General features: G+C 73.9%; 13 protein-coding genes and 2 pseudogenes. 10 read left to right on the top strand and 5 right to left on the bottom strand.

The features are described 5' to 3' along the window. Nucleotides 1–17: 17 nt before the first annotated feature. The 5 genes from OO52_RS32135 to OO52_RS32115 all read left to right on the top strand — a co-directional run bounded on the left by OO52_RS32135 (nucleotide 18) and on the right by OO52_RS32115 (nucleotide 5,365). A complete protein-coding gene (locus OO52_RS32135) occupies nucleotides 18–1,256 on the top strand; it encodes an MFS transporter (RefSeq protein ID WP_030650046.1) in 1,239 nt (412 codons plus the stop codon). Between the two features lie 102 nt (nucleotides 1,257–1,358). Beyond that, nucleotides 1,359–2,060, top strand: a complete 702-nt coding sequence (locus OO52_RS32130) for a hypothetical protein (RefSeq protein ID WP_030650043.1) — start codon at nucleotides 1,359–1,361, stop codon at nucleotides 2,058–2,060. Next, on the top strand, nucleotides 2,047–2,721 hold the full coding sequence (locus OO52_RS32125) for a class F sortase (RefSeq protein WP_030650041.1): 675 nt from the start codon (nucleotides 2,047–2,049) through the stop codon (nucleotides 2,719–2,721). The genes OO52_RS32130 and OO52_RS32125 overlap by 14 nt, the downstream gene beginning before the upstream one ends. A 157-nt stretch (nucleotides 2,722–2,878) precedes the next feature. Next, nucleotides 2,879–4,267, top strand: a complete 1,389-nt coding sequence (locus OO52_RS32120; protein ID WP_030650038.1) for an aldehyde dehydrogenase family protein — start codon at nucleotides 2,879–2,881, stop codon at nucleotides 4,265–4,267. 15 nt (nucleotides 4,268–4,282) lie between these two features. Beyond that, nucleotides 4,283–5,365 (top strand): Zn-dependent alcohol dehydrogenase, encoded by a 1,083-nt coding sequence (locus OO52_RS32115; protein WP_030650034.1) that lies wholly within the window; start codon nucleotides 4,283–4,285, stop codon nucleotides 5,363–5,365. Between the two features lie 86 nt (nucleotides 5,366–5,451). On the opposite strand, the gene OO52_RS32110 is transcribed toward OO52_RS32115, so the two are convergent. Next, complete coding sequence (locus OO52_RS32110) at nucleotides 5,452–6,174, bottom strand: ArsR/SmtB family transcription factor (protein ID WP_030650031.1); 723 nt, start codon at nucleotides 6,172–6,174, stop codon at nucleotides 5,452–5,454. A 46-nt stretch (nucleotides 6,175–6,220) separates the two neighbouring features. Next, entirely contained in the window at nucleotides 6,221–6,856 is a 636-nt protein-coding gene (locus tag OO52_RS32105; RefSeq protein ID WP_030650029.1) for a TetR/AcrR family transcriptional regulator, read from the bottom strand. A gap of 91 nt (nucleotides 6,857–6,947) precedes the next feature. On the opposite strand from OO52_RS32105, the gene OO52_RS32100 reads away from it, so the two are divergent. The 3 genes from OO52_RS32100 to OO52_RS32090 all read left to right on the top strand — a co-directional run bounded on the left by OO52_RS32100 (nucleotide 6,948) and on the right by OO52_RS32090 (nucleotide 9,154). Further along, entirely contained in the window at nucleotides 6,948–8,099 is a 1,152-nt protein-coding gene (locus OO52_RS32100) for an acyl-CoA dehydrogenase family protein (protein WP_030650026.1), read from the top strand. A gap of 70 nt (nucleotides 8,100–8,169) precedes the next feature. Further along, entirely contained in the window at nucleotides 8,170–8,457 is a 288-nt protein-coding gene (locus OO52_RS32095; protein WP_030650023.1) for a YiaA/YiaB family inner membrane protein, read from the top strand. 73 nt (nucleotides 8,458–8,530) lie between these two features. Then, nucleotides 8,531–9,154, top strand: coding sequence for a TetR/AcrR family transcriptional regulator (locus OO52_RS32090; RefSeq protein ID WP_030650020.1), 624 nt, complete (start codon nucleotides 8,531–8,533; stop codon nucleotides 9,152–9,154). 9 nt (nucleotides 9,155–9,163) lie between these two features. Here the strand turns inward: OO52_RS32090 and OO52_RS32085 are convergent, their stop codons facing one another. Then, nucleotides 9,164–9,625, bottom strand: a complete 462-nt coding sequence (locus OO52_RS32085; RefSeq protein ID WP_030650018.1) for a MaoC family dehydratase — start codon at nucleotides 9,623–9,625, stop codon at nucleotides 9,164–9,166. Between the two features lie 104 nt (nucleotides 9,626–9,729). Here OO52_RS32085 and soxR point away from each other — a divergent pair. After that, a pseudogene (gene soxR, locus OO52_RS48120) lies at nucleotides 9,730–10,137 on the top strand (redox-sensitive transcriptional activator SoxR); the annotation flags it as partial. Between the two features lie 26 nt (nucleotides 10,138–10,163). Here the strand turns inward: soxR and OO52_RS53125 are convergent. Then, a pseudogene (locus tag OO52_RS53125) lies at nucleotides 10,164–10,911 on the bottom strand (alpha/beta fold hydrolase). Between the two features lie 128 nt (nucleotides 10,912–11,039). On the opposite strand from OO52_RS53125, the gene OO52_RS32070 reads away from it, so the two are divergent. Beyond that, entirely contained in the window at nucleotides 11,040–12,047 is a 1,008-nt protein-coding gene (locus OO52_RS32070) for a helix-turn-helix transcriptional regulator (protein ID WP_051819084.1), read from the top strand. Here OO52_RS32070 and OO52_RS32065 read toward each other — a convergent pair. Further along, a complete protein-coding gene (locus tag OO52_RS32065) occupies nucleotides 12,044–12,817 on the bottom strand; it encodes a 3-keto-5-aminohexanoate cleavage protein (RefSeq protein WP_030658187.1) in 774 nt (257 codons plus the stop codon). The genes OO52_RS32070 and OO52_RS32065 overlap by 4 nt on opposite strands. Nucleotides 12,818–12,865: the final 48 nt, after the last annotated feature.

Raw genomic sequence — 12,865 nt, 5'->3', positions numbered from 1 at the left:
TCTCTCCAGGAGGACACATGGGGCCCGGTGGGAACCGCGGCTGGCTGCTCCGCCTCGTCATCGCCTTCGGCTGCGCGCAGGGGGCGGTGTCGATGGCCCGGCCCGCCGTCTCCTACCGGGCCCTCGCGCTGGGCGCCGACGAACGGGCGGTCGGTGTCATCGCCGGTGTCTACGCGCTGCTGCCGCTGTTCGCCGCCGTACCGCTCGGCCGCCGCACCGACCACGGCCGCTGCGCGCCCCTGCTGCCGGCCGGTGTCGTCCTCATCGCCGCGGGCTGCGCGCTCAGCGGGCTCGCCGGCTCGCTGTGGGCGATGGCCCTGTGGAGCGGGGTGATGGGACTCGGCCACCTCTGCTTCGTGATCGGCGCCCAGTCGCTGGTGGCCCGCCAGTCCGCACCGCACGAACAGGACCGCAACTTCGGGCACTTCACCATCGGCGCCTCCCTCGGCCAGCTCATCGGTCCCGTCGCCGCGGGCGCCCTCATCGGCGGCCCCGACATGGCCCGCAGCAGCGCGCTCGCCCTCGTGGTGGCGGGCGCGGGCGCGGCGGTCGCGTGCACCTCGCTGTGGCGCATCGAGGACCGTACGGCCGTCAACTCGGCTGCCCGCGGCGGCGGACGGGTGCCGGTCGGCGGCATCCTGCGCGCCCGGGGCGTGCCCGCGGGCATGCTCATCAGCCTGTCGGTGCTGTCCGCGACCGACATCCTCACCGCCTACCTGCCGGTGGTCGGCGAACACCGGGGCATCGCCCCCTCGGTGATCGGCGTCCTGCTCGGTCTCCGGGCCGGCGCCACCATCGCCTGCCGGCTCGTCCTCACCCCGCTGCTGCGGCTGCTCGGCCGGCCCGCGCTGCTCACCGTGACCTGCCTGCTGGCCGCCCTGCTGTGCGCGGGGGTGGCGCTGCCGGTGCCGGTGTGGGCGCTCGGCGCGATGCTCACGGTCCTCGGCTTCTGCCTGGGCGTGGGCCAGCCGCTGTCGATGACGACGGTGGTGCAGGCCGCGCCGGCCGAGGCCCGCTCCACCGCGCTCGCCCTGCGGCTGACCGGCAACCGGCTGGGCCAGGTCGCCGCCCCGGCCGCCGCGGGCCTGGTCGCCGGTCTGGCGGGTGTGGCTGCTCCGTTCGTGATGCTGGGGGCGCTGCTGCTGGTGTCGTCGGGGGTGGCGCTGCGCTCGCCGGGCCGGCCGGAGGTGTCGTCCGGGCGGGTGACCGGGAAGCGGCCGAGGCGCCCGGGATTGCGCCGCACGAGCGATCTCTGACGGCGCGTCGGGCGTCAGTGCCGTGGGCCGCGCGGCCCATGAAGGAGAGTCCAGGCGAAAGAGCGATTTGTATGAAAATCGTCTGAACTCGGAGGATCGCGCATGCCCACCATGACCCCACGTGCCGTCGGCCCCCGCGCGGGCGCCACAGTCGTCCTCACCGCCCTCGCCGCGGCGGGCGCGTCATGGGTGGCGGCGCCGAGCGCGGTGGCCCAGGGGGAGAACGGCGACATCAGGATCCACGACGAGCGTCACCTGCACGGCACGCCGCTCGTGGGGTCGGCCAAGGACGATCCCGTGGTGTGCCGGTTCTATCTGGAGGCCGTCAACTTCGACACGCTCACCAGCATCGCCTACACCATCACCCCGCAGCCCCCGCTGCCCACTGCCGCCACCGTCGCCGGCACCATCCAGCTCGCCGGGGGTGCCGGGCACACCGACCCGCTGGGCCTCGCGGACGGTCAGTACAAGATCAGCTGGATCGTGGGTACCCCCGCCGCCCTGAAGGAGAAGGTCTTCCGGGTCAACTGCAAGGACGGGCGCCACGAGGGGGAGCACGGCCCGGGCGGGCAGATCTCCGACGGTCAGCACGACAACTCCGACGGCCACAACAACAACGACGCGTCCTGGGGCAAGGGCGACCAGAACGGCCCCAAGGGCGGGGTGCACGCGGGCGGCGGCGGTCTCATCGACACGGCCGCCGCCTACTCCCCGGTGGTCGCCGCGGGTGCCGTGGGTCTGATCGCCGTCTGTGGTGTCGTGTACATCCGGCTGGTCCGCCGGCGGCCCCATGGCGCCGCGTAGGTACCGACGCAGGCCCTGGTACCGCACCCGCGCCTACCGTCTCGCCAGGACGGCCCTGCTGGTGTTCGTCCTGGTGACGGTGGGGTCGCGCTGCGGGGCGGGCGGGGGAGCGGCGGGGCCGGGCCCGCACGCCGTGGCGGCCGGCGCGGACTCCGGGAGCGCCGAGTCGCCCTCCGCCCCTCCGGGGCCGCCGCCCCGCCCGCTGCCCCGGTCCCGGCCGACGTCCTTCCGCGTCCCCTCCCTGGGCGTCGACGCCCCGATCACCCCGCTCCGCCTCGACCGGAACCGGGAACTGGAGACACCGCCCGTCGACCGGCCCCAGTTGGTCGGCTGGTACCAGGGCGGCCCCACGCCCGGCGAGGCCGGCACCGCCGTCGCCGTCGGCCACCGCGACACCCGGACCGGACCCGCCGTGTTCGCCGGGCTCGCCCAGGTCAAGCCCGGCAAGCCCATCGAGGTCGCGCGGGCGGACGGCCGTACCGCCGTCTACTCCGTGGACCGCGTGAAGGTCTACGACAAGACCGGCTTCCCCGACGACGAGGTCTACGGCCCGACCGGGCGCCCGGAGCTGCGGGTGCTCACCTGCGGCGGCCTGTTCAGCCGGCGGACCGGCTACACCAGCAACGTGGTGGTCTTCGCCCATCTGACCGCGACCAGGTGACCGGTGGACCGGCCGGTGCGGACGCCCGCGCCCGCACCGGCCGGTCCCTTCGCGATGATGTCCCGGAACGTCCGCGGCCCGGGAACGTCTGGCGCAAGAAAACTATCATCGCTAGTTTGTGTGCCGGACGACGCGGACCCGCCGGGAGGACACAGCAATGAAGGCACACGACGGCCTGTACATCTACGGCGCCTGGCGCCCCGCCGAGAGCAGGGACGAGACCGAGGTCGTCAACCCCGCCGACGAGCAGGTCATCGCCCGGGTCCCGGCCGCGTCGGCCCTGGACGTCGACACCGCCGTACGCGCCGCACGGGCCGCGCTCCCCGCCTGGGCCGCCACGCCCCCGGCCGAACGCGCCGCGCACCTCGCCGCCCTCCGGGACGTCCTCGTGGCCCGCAAGGACGAGATCGCCGAGACGGTCACCGCGGAACTCGGCTCGCCCCTGCCGTTCTCCCAGGCCGTGCACGCGGCCGTGCCGATCGCGGTCGCGGGTTCCTACGCCGAGCTGGCCGCCGGCCACTCCTTCGAGGAGAAGGTCGGCAACTCCACGGTCCTGCACGAGCCGATCGGCGTGGTCGGCGCCATCACCCCCTGGAACTACCCCCTGCACCAGATCGTCGCCAAGGTCGCCCCGGCCCTCGCCGCCGGCTGCGCGATCGTCCTCAAGCCCGCCGAGGACACCCCGCTCACCGCCCAGCTGTTCGCCGAGGCGGTGCACGAGGCGGGCGTGCCCGCGGGCGTGTTCAACCTGGTCACCGGCCTCGGCCCGGTCGCCGGGCAGGCGCTCGCCGAGCACCCGGGCGTCGACCTGGTCTCCTTCACCGGCTCCACGGCGGTCGGCCGGCGGATCGGCGCGGTGGCCGGCGCGGCCGTGAAGAAGGCCGCCCTGGAACTCGGCGGCAAGTCCGCCAACGTCATCCTGCCGAGCGCCGACCTCGCCAGGGCCGTCAACGTCGGTGTCGCCAACGTGATGTCCAACTCCGGCCAGACGTGCAGCGCCTGGACCCGCATGCTGGTCCACCGCGACCGCTACGCCGAGGCCGTCGAACTCGCCGCGACCGCCGCCGCCAAGTACGGCGACCGCATCGGACCGCTGGTCAACGCCAAGCAGCGGGACCGGGTGCGCGGTTACATCGAGAAGGGCGTCGCCGAGGGCGCCCGCCTCGTCGCGGGCGGCCCCGAATCCCCGCGCGAGCGCGGCTACTTCGTCAGCCCGACGGTCTTCGCGGACGTCACCCCCGACATGACGATCGCCCAGGAGGAGATCTTCGGCCCGGTCCTGTCGATCCTGCGGTACGACGACGAGGACGACGCCCTGCGCATCGCCAACGGCACGGTGTACGGCCTCGCGGGCGCCGTCTGGGCCGCCGAGGAGGCCGAGGCGGTGGCCTTCGCGCGCCGCATGGACACCGGCCAGGTCGACATCAACGGCGGCCGGTTCAACCCCCTCGCGCCCTTCGGCGGTTACAAGCAGTCCGGCGTCGGCCGGGAACTCGGCGCGCACGGACTCGCCGAGTACCTGCAGACCAAGTCCCTCCAGTTCTGAGGAGTTCCGTCACCCATGGCCGTACGAGCCGCCGTCCTGCCCGCCATCGGCGCCCCGCTGGAGATCACCGGGATCGAGCTGCCCGACCCGGGCCCCGGACGGGTCCGGGTCCGCCTCGCCGCCGCCGGCGTCTGCCACTCCGACCTCTCCCTGTCCGACGGCACCATGCGGGTGCCGGTCCCGGCCGTCCTCGGCCACGAGGGCGCGGGCACGGTCGTCGCCGTCGGGGAGGGCGTCACCCATGTCTCACCCGGATCCCCGGTCGTCCTCAACTGGGCTCCGTCCTGCGGCAGTTGCCACGCATGCTCGCTGGGCGAGGTCTGGCTGTGCGCCAACGCGCTGAACGGCGCGGCCGACGTCCACGCCCGCACCGCCGACGGCACCGACCTGCACCCGGGGCTGAACGTGGCCGCGTTCGCCGAGGAGACGGTGGTCGCGGCGTCCTGCGTGCTGCCGCTGCCGGACGGGGTGCCGCTGGTGGACGCCGCCCTGCTGGGCTGCGCCGTCCTCACCGGATACGGCGCGATCCACCACTCGGCGCGGGTCCGAACCGGCGAGACCGTCGCCGTGTTCGGCGTCGGCGGAGTCGGCCTGGCCACGCTTCAGTCGGCCCGCATCGCGGGGGCGTCCCGGATCATCGCCGTCGACGTCTCCCCCGAGAAGGAGGACCTGGCCCGCGCCGCCGGCGCCACGGACTACGTCCTCGCCTCCGAGAACACCCCCCGCGAGATCCGCGGCCTCACCGGCAAGCAGGGCGTCGACGTCTCCGTGGAGTGCGTGGGCCGCGCGGTCTCCATCCGCGCGGCCTGGGAGTCCACGCGCCGGGGCGGCCGTACGACGGTCGTCGGCATCGGCGGCAAGGACCAGCAGGTCACCTTCAACGCCCTGGAGCTCTTCCACTGGGGCCGCACCCTCTCCGGCTGCGTCTACGGCAACACCGACCCGTCCCGCGACGTGCCTGTGCTCGCCGACCACGTGAGGGCGGGCCGCCTGGACCTCTCCACCCTGGTCACCGACCGGATCACCCTGGAGGACATCCCGGCGGCCTTCGAGAACATGCTGGCGGGGAAGGGGGGACGGGCGCTCGTGGTGTTCTGAGAACGGGCACCCCGAGCGGGCGCGGGGAGCCGCGCGATCGGCCACGGCGCCTCCGCACGCGGCCCCGTGGCGGAACCTCCGCCCCCTCAGCCGGTCTCCAGCCAGGGCCGGCCGGAGATGCCGAGCAGGTCGGAGAACACCCGCTCCCCCGACGGGGTCACCGTCACCGCCCGCCCCGACCCCACCCGCACGCACCACCCGGCCTCCAACGCCCGTCGGCACAACGCCGCTCCCGCCGCCCCGGCCAGATGCGGTCGCCGTTCGGTCCAGTCGAGGCACGCGCGGGCCAGGGGGCGGCGGCCGCCGAGGTCCAGGGGGACACCCGCCGTGCCGAACCACTCCACCCCCGCGTCCGTCAGCGCGAACCCGGTGTCCTGCCGCAGCAGCCCCCGCCGGGTCAGCGCGTCGGTGAGCACGATCCCGAGCCGCCCGGCGAAATGGTCGTAACAGGTCCGCCCCCGGGCCATGGCGGCCCCGGCGCTCGCCTCGCGCAGGGTGCGCGCAGGGCGCCGTACCGCCGCAGCCGGCACCTGCGCGGCGAGGTCCTCGACCACCTGCGCCACCCGGGCGTCGGCCAGCCGCACATACCGGTGCCGCCCCTGCCGTTCCTCCGCGAGCAGCCCGCCGGCCACCAGCTTGCCGAGGTGCTCGCTCAGGGTGGAGGCCGCCACCCCGGCGTGCCGGGCCAGCTCGCCGGCCGTCCACGCCCGCCCGTCCAGCAGCGCCAGCAGGCACGCGGCCCGGGTCCGGTCGGCGATCAGCCCGGCCAGCGCCGCCAGCGCCGCCGCCTGGGGGTTCTCGGTGCTCATGCCTCCAGCATGCGGGACCGTCGGTTCGGCAGTGGCCGAAGCGTCCTCACACCCGTACGTGCTCGTACTGGTGCGCCAGCCCGTCCAGCAGCGCGGTGAGCCCCGCCTCGAAGGCCCGCTCGTCGATCTTCTCCTGCTGCTCGGCGAGCAGATGGGCCTGTCCGAGGTGGGGGTAGTCGGCGGGGTCGTACGCGCTCGCGTCGTCCACGAAGCCGCCGGCGAAGGAACCGAGCGCGGAGCCCATGATGAAATACCGCATCAGCGCGCCGATGGAGGTGGCCTGCGCCGGCGGCCAGCCCGCGTCGACCATCGCGCCGTAGACCGCGTCGGCCAGCCGGAGCGCGGCCGGGCGGCGGCCGGGGCCCCGGGCGAGGACCGGGACGATGTTCGGGTGGTCGCGCAGGGCGGCCCGGTAGGAGACGGCCCAGTCGTGCAGCGCGGTCCGCCAGTCCCGGCCGTCCTCGAACATCGACAGGTCGACCTGTGCGCTCACCGAGTCCGCGACCGCCTCCAGGATCTCGTCCTTGGTGCGGAAGTGGTTGTAGAGCGAGGGTCCGCTCACTCCCAGCTCGGCGGCGAGCCGGCGCGTGGAGACGGCCGCCAGACCCTCCCGGTCCACGAGGTCCCGGGCCGTCTCGACGATCCGGTCGGGGCTGAGGAGGGGCTTGCGCGGTCGGGCCATGGCGCACATAGTAGGGCTGCGACCGGAAACTAGCAGTGCTAATTTAAATGTACGGCTTTCAAGATCCATCGGTGTGAGAGGTGATCTCGTGGTGAACCTGGGGCTCAGCGAGGAGCAGACGGCCGTACGGCGACTCGCCCGGGACTTCGTGGAGCGCGAGATCGCCCCGCACGTGGTCGCCTGGGACCGCGCCGAGGAGGTCGACCGGGGCATCGTGAAGAAGCTCGGCGAGGTCGGCTTCCTCGGCCTGACCGTGCCCGAGGAGTACGGCGGCTCCGGCGGCGACCACCTCTCCTACTGCCTGGTCACCGAGGAACTGGGACGCGGCGACTCCTCGGTCCGCGGGATCGTCTCCGTCTCCCTGGGGCTCGTCGCCAAGACGATCGCCGCCTGGGGGAGCGAGGAGCAGAAGCGACGCTGGCTGCCTGGCCTGACCGCGGGCGAGTACGTCGGCTGCTTCGGCCTCACCGAGCCGGGCACCGGCTCCGACGCGGGCAACCTCACCACCCGGGCGGTGCGCGACGGCGACGACTACGTCGTGAACGGCACCAAGATGTTCATCACCAACGGCACCTGGGCCGACGTCGTCCTGCTCTTCGCCCGCTCCACCGACGCCCCCGGTCACAAGGGCGTGTCCGCGTTCCTCGTGCCCACCGACACCCCCGGCCTGACCCGCCGTGCCGTTCACGGCAAGCTCGGCCTGCGCGGCCAGGCCACCGCCGAACTCGTCCTGGAGGACGTGCGCGTGCCCGCCTCGGCGATGCTCGGCGCGGAGGGCAAGGGCTTCTCCGTCGCCATGTCCGCGCTCGCCAAGGGGCGGATGTCGGTGGCCGCCGGCTGCGTGGGGATAGCCCAGGCCGCGCTGGACGCGGCCGTGAAGTACGCCGGCGAGCGGGAGCAGTTCGGCAAGCCGATCGCCCGCCACCAGCTCGTGCAGGAGCTGATCAGCGACATCGCCGTCGACGTGGACGCGGCCCGGCTGCTGACCTGGCGGGTCGCCGACCTCGTCGACCGCGGCGAGCCGTTCGCCGTGGAGTCCTCCAAGGCCAAGCTGTTCGCCTCCGAGGCCGCGGTGCGCGCCGCCAACAACGCCCTCCAGGTCTTCGGCGGTTACGGCTACATCGACGAGTACCCGGCCGGCAAGCTCCTGCGCGACGCCCGTGTGATGACCCTCTACGAGGGCACCAGCCAGATCCAGAAGCTGCTCATCGGCCGCTCGCTGACCGGGGTCTCGGCCTTCTGAGTACGTGCCGCACCCGTTTCTGAGTATCCCGGCGGATGTGGCGCGGGCCACGTCCGCCGATGCTGGGGCCATGAGTGACACACCGGTCAAGCAGCAGAGCACGGCCGCGTTCTACGGCCAGGCCGTCGCCTCCTTCACGGTCGCCATGGCGGCCACCGCCATCGGCATCGCCCGGCTCGAGGCCAGCGCCTGGGTCCGCGGCTTCCTGGCGATCGCCGTCCTGTACCTCGTCACCTCCGCCTTCACCCTCGCCAAGGTGATCCGGGACCGGCAGGAGGCCGGGCAGATCGTCAGCCGTGTCGACCAGGCCCGGCTGGAGAAGCTGCTCGCCGAGCACGACCCCTTCGAAAAGCTCTGAGCGGCTCCGCTAAGCGCCCGCTCACCGTCGGCGGTATGGTGGTGCTCCTGTCACCGAGAGGGGCGAGCGAGCGATGAGTACGGCGCAGGAGACGACCGGCGGCGAAGTGGAGCCGTGGGAAGAGGTCACCCCTGACGCGGCCCGGCGGCTGCTCGTCGCGGCCGTGGAGGCCTTCGCCGAGCGTGGCTACCACGCGACGACGACCCGTGACATCGCGGGCCGCGCCGGCATGAGCCCGGCCGCGCTCTACATCCACTACAAGACCAAGGAAGAGCTGCTCCACCGGATCAGCCGCATCGGCCACGACAAGGCCCTCGACATCCTGCGCACCGCGGCCCGGCGGGAGGGCACCGCGGCCGAGCGGCTGGCCGACGCGGTCGGCTCCTTCGTCCGCTGGCACGCGGGCCGGCGCACCACCGCGCGGGTCGTGCAGTACGAACTCGACGCCCTCGGCCCCGAGGCCCGCGCGGAGATCGTCGCGCTGCGCCGCCAGGTCGACGCGGAGGTGCGCGGGATCATCGAGGACGGCGTGGCCTCGGGCGAGTTCCACGTGCTGGACGTGCAGGGCACCACGCTCGCCGTGCTGTCGCTGTGCATCGACGTGGCCCGCTGGTTCAACGTGAACGGCCCGCGCACCCCCGAGGAGGTCGGCGCGCTCTACGCCGACCTCGTGCTGCGCATGGTCGGGGCCGGGTGACCCCCGGGTCTACAGGTAGTAGCGGGACACCGACTCGGCGACGCACACCGGCTTGTCGCCGCCCTCGCGCTCCACGGTGAACGCGACCGTCACCTGCACACCGCCGGTGACGTCCTCGACGCCCGTGATCTTCCCGGTGGCGCGCAGCCGGGAGCCGACGGGGACGGGAGCGGGGAAACGGACCTTGTTCGTCCCGTAGTTGACGCCCATCTTCACGCCTTCGACCCGGATGAGCCGCGGCCCGAACAGCGGGAGCAGGGACAGGGTGAGGTAGCCGTGGGCGATGGTGGTCCCGAACGGTCCGGCCGCGGCCTTCTCCGGGTCCACGTGGATCCACTGGTGGTCCCCGGTCGCCTCGGCGAACAGGTCGATCCGCTTCTGGTCGATCTCCACCCAGTCGGTGGGGCCCAGCTCCTCGCCGACGGCCGCCCGCAGCTCGTCGGGGGAGGTGAAGGTCCTCGGTTCCGCCATGTTCCCGGCCTCTCGCTCGCGTCTCTAAGCAACTGCTTAGCATGGTCGGGTGGGGGAGCGATGTCAACGGACCGCGGACCGGCCGGGTGGGTAATCTCTGAGGAGTGCCCCAGATTCCCGAGAAGATCCACGAGCTGACCGTCGGCCAGTTGTCCGCCCGCAGCGGAGCCGCGGTGTCCGCCCTGCACTTCTACGAGTCCAAGGGACTGATCTCCAGCCGGCGCACCCCCGGCAACCAGCGCCGGTACAGCCGGGACACGCTGCGCCGGGTCGCCTTCGTCCGGGCGGCCCAGCGGGTGGGCATCCCGCTCGCCACGATCCGGGAGGCCCTGGCCGAACTGCCGGAGGAACGGACGCCGACCAGGGAGGACTGGGCGCGCCTGTCCGAGAAGTGGCGCTCGGAACTGGACGAGCGCATCCAGCAGCTGAACCGCCTGCGCGACCATCTCACCGACTGCATCGGATGCGGCTGCCTGTCGATGGAGACGTGCGTGCTGTCCAACCCGGACGATCCTGCCCGGGCCCGGCGGTGTGCCCGTCAGGTCGCGTCGGCCGCCGCGGCCAGGATCCGGGCCAGTTCGGCGGGCCTGGAGACCATCGGCCAGTGGCCCGCGTCGATGTCGGCGAGGTCGACGTGCTTGGCCCGGGCGAGCTCCGGCCTGTGCGGGTGTGAACTCGGGGCACACGACCACGACCGGGACGTCGAAGCGCCGTTCGTCCGCCAGCCGGACCACGCCCTTGGCCACGGCCTGTGCGGGTGTGAACTCGGGGCACACGACCACGACCGGGACGTCGAAGCGCCGTTCGTCCGCCAGCCGGACCACGCCCTTGGCCACGGCCGCGGGCACGGGGATCGCGGCGGCCGCCACCTCGTCCCTCGCCTCGTCGTCGAGGTCGGCGATCTCCGGACCTTCGAAGGGGCCCCAGCCGGGGAAGGGCACGACGCCGTCGCGCACCTCGAAGAAGTCGGCGTACGTGTGGCCGTCGGAGAACGGGAAGCCACCGATGAGGGCGACCTTGGCCAGCCGCTCGGGCCGCCGGTCGGCGGCCAGCCAGGCCAGCGTGCACGCGGCCGAGTGCCCCACCACCATGGGCCCCTCCGGCGCAGCGTCCACCGCGGCGAGCACCGCCGCCACCTGGTCCTCCAGCGTGGCGGACGCGGAGCCGTCCCCCTGGCCCGGCAGGGTGAGCGGTACCGGGCGGTGGCCGAGCGACTCCAGCGTGGACGCCACGCGGTCCCACACGGATCCGTTCAGCCACAGGCCGCCGATGAGCAGGATGTCCATGGTGGGTTCCCCTTCTTCCAGGACTTCTTCCAGGTCGTGGACGTCACCGTAGGAGCAGTTCCGGACGATCCGCTGCCGGTTTGTCCCGCGACCACCGTGACACCGGCGCAGCGGACTAGCCTGCACGGGTGCCGAACGATCTCAGCCCCACCGCGCGAGCGCTGCGCGCCCTGGAGATCCTCCAGGCCCGCCCCGGTACGACGGCCGGTGAACTCGCCGTGCGGCTGGGCGTCACGGAGCGGGCCGCCCGCCGGTACGTCGGCATCCTCCGCGAGGCCGGCATCCCCGTGGAGTCGGCCCGGGGGCCGTACGGCGGGTACCGGCTGGGGCGCGGGACGCGGCTGCCGCCCGTGCACTTCACGCAGTCCGAGGCCCTCGGACTGGTGATGGCGGTCCTCGGCGGCCGGCCGGCCGCGGCCGACGCCGAGGACCTGGTCGGCACCGCCCTGGGCAAGGTCGTCAAGGCGCTGCCGGAGGGCGTCGGCCGGCAGGCGGCCCTGCTGCGGGAGTACGCGGCGGCCGCACCCGACCCGTACGCGGTCCGCCCGGATCCGGCCGTCACCAGCGAACTCGTCGCCGCCGTCGCGGCCCGGCGCCGGGTGTCGGTCGCCTATCGCGCCGAGGCCGGTGACGAGTGGGAGGCGGAGGTGGATCCCTGGTCCGTCGTCGTCCGCCACGGACGCTGGTACCTGCTGTGCCACTCCCACCGCGCGGGGGCGATCCGCACCTACCGGGTCGACCGGGTCCGTGCGGTCCGGCCGACCGCGCACGGATTCGCACCGCCCGAGGACCTCGACCCGGTGGCGGTGCTGGAGGAGAACCTGGGCCTGGGATGGGTCTTCCCCACCCGCGTGGTGTTCGCCGCCCCCCTCACCGAGGTGGCCCCCTGGATCCAGCCGCCCATGGGACGGCTCGAATCCTCGGGGGACGGCTGCGTGCTCGTCGGCAGCACGCGCAACCCGGCCGCGTACGCGCGGGAATGGCTGGCGCGCGTGCCGTTCGCCTTCCGCGTCGAGGGCGGGGAGGAACTGCGCGCCGCGGTGGCGGAGCTGGGGGCGCTCTTCACCGCGGCCGTGGCGGACCAGCCCGGGCCGGGCGGGGGCGATGCCTCGCACCAGGAGTCTGGGCGGGGCTAACCCCCTTGCGCTCCAGCGCTGTTGTCGCCGACCTCACCCGCGTCGGCACCGTGTTCACCGGCTGCGTACCGTGCCCGCGCCTCCGCCACCAACCGGGCGTTGGACACGGCCCGTCGGCCGTCCGGCAGGAACAGGGTGTCCTCCAGGCCGATCCGGGTGGCGAGGCCCAGCCGGCCCGCCAGCCGGAGCACCGGCCAGGTCCCGCCCTCCTCGCCGTGCAGCAGCACCGGGCGGCCGTGTGCCGTGCCCAGCTCGGCCAGCAGCGCCCGCGCCGACGCCTCGGCCGTCGCCGGGTCCGGGTCGGTCACCTCGGCCAGCACCCGCAGCACCCTTGGACCGAGCGACGAGACCGCGAACCGGTGCGCGCCCTCGGTGCCGGACCAGATGCCCGCCTCCACGGCCACACCCATCGACAGGAGTGCTTCGGCGACCTCCTCGGCGCCCGGCTCATGCCAGTTGACCGAGGCGAAGTCGGGCAGCACCGACCAGGACCGCACCCGGGCGAGCCGCGCGGACGGATCGGGCTCCGCCCAGGCACCGGTGCTCACGCCGACCGGCACCGGCACCCGCGCCCGGATCGCCTCCAGGGCCGGGGCCAGGACGCGCGGGGAGAGACTGTCGTGGCCGCAGGGCGTCTTCGGGTGGACGTGGACCGAGGTGGCGCCGGCCGCCACCGCTTCGGCGGCGGAACGCGCCAGATCCTGCGGGGACATCGGCACCGCGACACCGTCGCAGGCCGTACGACGCCCGTTGAGACACACCTGCACCATGCCTCAATGGTGCCGCACACCCCGCAGCGGAGGGCGCGGCATCCCCTG

It is taken from the genome of Streptomyces flaveolus (assembly GCF_000716535.1).
GTDB lineage: Bacteria > Actinomycetota > Actinomycetes > Streptomycetales > Streptomycetaceae > Streptomyces > Streptomyces flaveolus_A.
This window is presented reverse-complemented; position numbering and strand designations above follow the sequence as displayed.

Coding starts and splice junctions, on each gene's coding strand:
- OO52_RS32125 (WP_030650041.1), top strand. CDS start 2,047: ATGGCGCCGCGTAGGTACCGACGCAGGCCCTGGTACCGCACCCGCGCC.
- OO52_RS32135 (WP_030650046.1), top strand. CDS start 18: ATGGGGCCCGGTGGGAACCGCGGCTGGCTGCTCCGCCTCGTCATCGCC.
- OO52_RS32130 (WP_030650043.1), top strand. CDS start 1,359: ATGCCCACCATGACCCCACGTGCCGTCGGCCCCCGCGCGGGCGCCACA.
- OO52_RS32110 (WP_030650031.1), bottom strand. CDS start 6,174: ATGAGCACCGAGAACCCCCAGGCGGCGGCGCTGGCGGCGCTGGCCGGG.
- OO52_RS32065 (WP_030658187.1), bottom strand. CDS start 12,817: ATGGTGCAGGTGTGTCTCAACGGGCGTCGTACGGCCTGCGACGGTGTC.
- OO52_RS32120 (WP_030650038.1), top strand. CDS start 2,879: ATGAAGGCACACGACGGCCTGTACATCTACGGCGCCTGGCGCCCCGCC.
- OO52_RS32090 (WP_030650020.1), top strand. CDS start 8,531: ATGAGTACGGCGCAGGAGACGACCGGCGGCGAAGTGGAGCCGTGGGAA.
- OO52_RS32095 (WP_030650023.1), top strand. CDS start 8,170: ATGAGTGACACACCGGTCAAGCAGCAGAGCACGGCCGCGTTCTACGGC.
- OO52_RS32115 (WP_030650034.1), top strand. CDS start 4,283: ATGGCCGTACGAGCCGCCGTCCTGCCCGCCATCGGCGCCCCGCTGGAG.
- OO52_RS32085 (WP_030650018.1), bottom strand. CDS start 9,625: ATGGCGGAACCGAGGACCTTCACCTCCCCCGACGAGCTGCGGGCGGCC.
- OO52_RS32105 (WP_030650029.1), bottom strand. CDS start 6,856: ATGGCCCGACCGCGCAAGCCCCTCCTCAGCCCCGACCGGATCGTCGAG.